The sequence below is a fragment of the Saccharopolyspora sp. genome, assembly GCF_017434145.1.
Classification (GTDB): Bacteria; Actinomycetota; Actinomycetes; order Mycobacteriales; family Pseudonocardiaceae; genus Saccharopolyspora_C; species Saccharopolyspora_C galaxeae.
Map to the genome: position 1 here is coordinate 1 of NZ_JAFRFW010000838.1, position 4,805 is coordinate 4,805.

At 72.7% G+C, this 4,805-nt stretch carries 6 protein-coding genes; 4 read left to right on the plus strand and 2 right to left on the minus strand.

The window, feature by feature from the left end:
* From IJH84_RS22780 to IJH84_RS22795, 4 genes are all read left to right on the plus strand, one after another.
* Positions 1 to 718, plus strand: a 718-nt coding sequence (locus IJH84_RS22780; protein WP_295148838.1) for an ABC transporter ATP-binding protein, incomplete at its 5' end; no start/stop codon positions are given.
* Complete coding sequence (locus IJH84_RS22785; protein WP_295148840.1) at positions 715 to 1,551, plus strand: ABC transporter permease; 837 nt, start codon at positions 715 to 717, stop codon at positions 1,549 to 1,551. The genes IJH84_RS22780 and IJH84_RS22785, both read left to right, overlap by 4 nt.
* A 35-nt stretch (positions 1,552 to 1,586) precedes the next feature.
* Positions 1,587 to 2,474, plus strand: coding sequence for a hypothetical protein (locus tag IJH84_RS22790; protein WP_295148842.1), 888 nt, complete (start codon positions 1,587 to 1,589; stop codon positions 2,472 to 2,474).
* A 123-nt stretch (positions 2,475 to 2,597) separates the two neighbouring features.
* Positions 2,598 to 3,551 (plus strand): heme A synthase, encoded by a 954-nt coding sequence (locus IJH84_RS22795; protein ID WP_200069917.1) that lies wholly within the window; start codon positions 2,598 to 2,600, stop codon positions 3,549 to 3,551.
* Positions 3,552 to 3,629: 78 nt separating this feature from the next.
* Here IJH84_RS22795 and IJH84_RS22800 read toward each other — a convergent pair whose 3' ends face one another.
* Both IJH84_RS22800 and IJH84_RS22805 read right to left on the minus strand, forming a co-directional pair.
* The gene (locus tag IJH84_RS22800) at positions 3,630 to 4,124 is read right to left on the minus strand and encodes a GbsR/MarR family transcriptional regulator (RefSeq protein ID WP_200069748.1); all 495 of its coding nucleotides are present in this window, start codon (positions 4,122 to 4,124) and stop codon (positions 3,630 to 3,632) included.
* Between the two features lie 114 nt (positions 4,125 to 4,238).
* Positions 4,239 to 4,805 (minus strand): RimK family alpha-L-glutamate ligase (locus tag IJH84_RS22805; RefSeq protein ID WP_367269076.1); only part of this gene is annotated, 567 nt, incomplete at its 5' end.

Genomic DNA, 4,805 nt, shown 5'->3' on the forward strand with positions numbered 1-4,805 from the left:
CCGCGACGGCGAGCGGCTGCGGCCCCGGATCGGCGTGATGCCGCAGGGCGGCGGCGCCTACCCGGGCGTGCGCGCCGCGGAGATGCTCCGGCTGATCGCCTCCTGCGCCGCCGACCCGATCGATCCGGACTGGTTGCTGGACACGCTCGGGCTCGCCGCGGCGGGGCGAACCCCGTACAAGCGGCTCTCCGGCGGTCAGCAGCAGCGGTTGTCGCTGGCCTGCGCCCTGGTCGGGCGCCCGGAGCTGGTGTTCCTGGACGAACCGACCGCCGGGCTGGACCCGCAGGCCCGCAGGCTCGTGTGGGACCTGGTGGCGGCGTTGCGCCGCGACGGCGTAGGGGTGCTGCTGACCACGCACCTGATGGACGAGGCCGAAGCGCTGGCCGACCGCGTCGTGATCGTCGATCACGGCCGCGCCGTCGCCGACGGCACCGCGGCGGAGCTGACCGCCGATCCGCAGGGCAGGCAGGAGCTGTGGTTCCGCTCCGAAACGGCGCTGGACCTGGACCTGCTGCTGGCGGCGCTGCCGGAGGACTACGAGGCCACCGAGGTCCGCTCCGGGCAATACGTGGTGCGCGGCTGCATCGACCCGCAGGTGGTCTCCACCGTGACGTCCTGGTGCGCCCGGCACGGGGTGCTGGCCAACGAGCTGCGGGTCAGCAAGCGGAGCCTGGAGGACGTGTTCCTCGACCTGACCGGACGGGAGTTGCGCTCGTGAGCCGAAACGCGCCTGCGGAGACGGCGTCGAACACAGCCGCGGACGCGCCGCGGCCCGGTGAGCGCTTCCCGGCGGGCACCTTCACCCCGGCGCCGGGCAGGGGCCGGGCGCTGCGGATGCTGGCCGCGCACACCCGCGTCGAGGCGCTGCTGATCGTGCGCCACGGCGAGCAGGCGCTGCTGACCCTGATCATCCCGATGGCGCTGCTGATCGGACTGAGCACGCTGCACATCGGCACCGTGCCGGAACCGCGGGTGGACTCCGTCGCACCGCGGGTGCTGGCGCTGGCAGTGATGTCGACCGCGTTCACCGGGCAGGCGATCGCATTGGGCTTCGACCGCCGCTACGGGGTGCTCAAGCGGCTTTCGGCGACCGCGTTGCCGCGCTGGACGCTGATCTCCGGCCGGGTGCTGGCGACGCTGCTGGTGGTGGCGTTGCAGGCGGTGCTGCTCGGGATCACGGCGGTGTGCCTCGGCTGGACGCCGCACCTGCTGGGCCTGATCGGCGGGATTCCGCTGCTGGTGCTGGGCACGATCGCGTTCGGCGCCGCGGGCGTGCTGGTCGGTGGCGCGTTCCGGGCCGAGATCGTGCTGGCGCTGGCCAACGCGATCTGGTTCGTGCTGCTGCTGGCGGGCGGGCTGGCGCTGCCTGCGGGCGACCTGCCGGGGCCGGTCGGGGCGATCGCGGGTCTGCTGCCGTCCGGCGCGCTGGCCGCGGCACTGGAACGGACTGTCGAGCACGCCGCGCTGCCGGGTTGGCAGCCGGTTGTGGTGTTGCTGCTTTGGGGCGCGGCCGCCGGGGCGCTGGCGGTCCGCACGACGCGTCTGACCTGATCCGCCGCTCTGTTACCGCGAAGTAGGGTGGCGGCATGACTGAGCCGCGAAACGCCTCCGCGAACGCCGAGTCGGCCCGGCGGTGCCACCGCGCACTGGAGCCGCTGCACGCCAACATCTACTTCTCCCCCGACGCCGACGCGGCGTTCACCGAGCTGGGCCTGCAATCCCGCACGGCGCGCTACTTCGCGGGCCGCGCGGCCCCGATGGGCGCGGTCGGCGCAGGCGTGGTCGCCGCGACGTTCTACAACTTCAACCCCGAGCTGGTCGCCGAGTCGATCCCGCAGGCGTGGTCGGTCGTGCAGCCCTCGGACGTGGTCGCCGCCCGCTTCGGCGCCGCGGACAGCACGCTGCGGCGGCTGCTGGGCGAAGACCAGATCCGCTCGGAAGAAGTCGCCGAGGCCGCCGAACTCGCCCGCCGCGCCACCGAGGCGTGCAAGCCGGAAGCCCGTCCGCTCTACGCCGCGCACGCCGACCTGGACTGGCCGGAGCAGCCCCACGTCGCGCTCTGGCACGCGGTCAGCCTGCTGCGCGAGTACCGCGGCGACGGGCACCTGATCGCGCTGCAGTCGGCAGGGCTGTCCGGGCTGCACGCGCTGATCCTGCAGATCACCAGCGGCGAAGGGCTTTCCGAGCAGTTCGCCAAGGCCAGCCGCGGCTGGTCGGACGCGCAGTGGGGCGACGCGCAGGACGTGCTGCGCGCGCAGGGGCTGCTCGACGCGGACAACGAGCTCACCGACGCGGGCAAGCAGCTGCGGGAGAAGGTCGAGCAGCACACCGACGAGCTGGCGGCGGCGCCGTGGGAGCACCTGGGCGCCGAGGGCACCGAACGGCTCGTCGCGCTCGGCAAGTCGTTGAGCAAGCAGGTCGCACGAGCGGGCGCCTTCCCCGGACACGCCTTCGCGGCAGGCCACCGCGACTGACTGCGGAAGGTTCGCGGCGGTGCCGGTCGCTCCGCTGGTCGCTGCGATCGGCTCCGCCGCTCTCAAAGACGACGGCCGGTACCTCTCGGCGGTGCGTTCCAGGGCAGCGCCTACGATCGGGCCGTGCCGACGTCGAAACTGGCCAGGGTCCTGAATCCAAGTCACCGCGTGGTGCGCGCACTGGCGCTGGCCGTGCTCGTCACCCAGGCGTTGATCTCGGTGACCGGGTCGGTGGTCCGGGTGACCGGCTCCGGCCTCGGCTGCCCCACGTGGCCGCAGTGCTTCCCCGGCAGCATGGTGCCGATCGAGCACCCGGAGGTCGCCGCGCTGCACCAGGTGATCGAGTTCGGCAACCGCACGCTGACCGGCTTGGTCGGGTTCGTGGCGCTGGCCTGCCTGCTGGCCGCCTGGCGGGTGCGGCCGCGCCGCCCGCGGCTGATCAAGCTCGCGCTGATCATGCCGGTGGGCGTGGTCGCGCAGGCGGTGATCGGCGGCATCACGGTGCTGGTGGACCTGAGCTGGTGGAGCGTGTCGATCCACTTCATGGCCTCGGCGGTGCTGATCTGGCTGGCCGCGTACCTGTTCAAGGCCGCCGGTGAGGGCGACGAGCCCGCGACTCCGGTGCTACCCGGCCGGATGCGCGGCCTGCTGGTGGCGCTGACCGTGATCACGGCCGCGATGCTGTTCGCCGGAACGATGGTGACCGCCGCGGGCCCGCACGCCGGGGACGCCGAGACTCCGCGGTTGGTGCTGCCGGTGGTGACGTTGGTGCAGGTGCACGGGCTGCTGGTGATGGCGTACGTGTGCGTGCTGGCCGTGTTCGGCGTTTGGCTGCGCAGCGCGCGGCCCACCAAGGGCGTGCTGCGCTGCTACATCGCGGCCTGCGTGCTGGTGCTGGCGCAGGGCGCGGTTGGTTCGGCGCAGTACTACTTGGGCGTGCCGGAGGCGATGGTCGTGCTGCACGTCCTCGGCGCGACGCTGGTCATCGCGATCACGGCGCTGCTGTGGAGCGAATCGCGGTACCGCGGGCGGGTCCCCGAGGCTCCGGCGCCCGAGGCCGAGCCCGTCCCGGCCTGAGCCCGCTCCGCGCGTCGGTGAACGGACCGTTGCTCCGAATGGATTTGCGCGACGCGGGAGCATCGAATCGATCGGCGGTCAGTAGCGCAGTTTGCGGGGCTGTTCGCGTTCCCAGCGCTGCCACAGCTGCGGCATTTCCCCGGCCAGCCACTGGTAGAACTCGTGCACGGTGCGCAGCCGCCGCGCCCGCTCGCCCTGCCCGCTGAACATCCGCAGCCCGGCGGCGGTGAGCTCCTCCAGCCCGGTGACCCGCTGCATCCGGTGGCGCACCAGCTCCGGCCAGCGGTCCTCCTCCACGCGGTAGAGCGCCGCCTCGCGGCCCTGCCTGGTCGTCTTGGAGATCACGCCGAGCCGCAGCAGCAGCCGCACGTTGGTGCTGACCGAGCCGGTGCTGGCGTTGAGCCCGTGCGAGAGCTCCGCGGCCGTGCGCTCCGGTGGGTCGCAGATCAGCAGGAACGCCAGGATCCGCCCGGCGATCAGCGGCATCCCCTCGGTGGCCTCGAAGTGCGCGGCCATCTGCTCGATCCACTCGGACATCGCGGGGCGTTCGGTGCGCTGCGCGTACTCGGTCACTTCAGCCCTCCGGCAGATCAACTTCAAGCACCGCTGAAAACATAGACTCCGCGAACCGCGATGTCATCCCGACACGCCTCGATCATGCGGAAATGACCTGTTCGCCGCGGTCGCTCAGCCGTTAAGGGCGGCGCGCACCGCGGAGGCGAAGCGGAGCGGCGCGCCCGGATCGGCGTGGCCGAAGCCCAGCGACGGCTCGGTGACCTCCAGCTCCAGCACCAGCGGTGCCCCGTCGTCGCGCCGCACCAGGTCGACCCGCGCGTACAGCAGGTCGCAACGCCGCATACCGAGCAGCTCGGCCGCCGCGTCCATCACGTCCTCGGCCACGCGCCGCAGCGCGGGGTCCGGCTCGACCCGCATCCGTTCACCGGCGGAGAGCTCGCCGTCCGAGGACTCGCGCAGCATCGGCCCCTTGACGAAGGCGTGCGAGAACAAGCCGCCGAAGAACACCAGCGCGGTCTCGCCCTCGTGATCCACGACGCCCTGGTACGGCTGGACCAGCACGAGCCGCCCGACGTCGTGCAGGGCCTCCAAGTGCTCGGTGGCCGAAGCGAGGTCACCGGGCGCGAAGCGGGCGGCCCCGCGGGAACCGGCACCGACTGAGGGCTTGAGCACGAACGCCGCGTCCGGCCAATCCGCCAGGTCCGCGGCGGTGATCCGCTCCCCCGGTTTGAGCAGCCG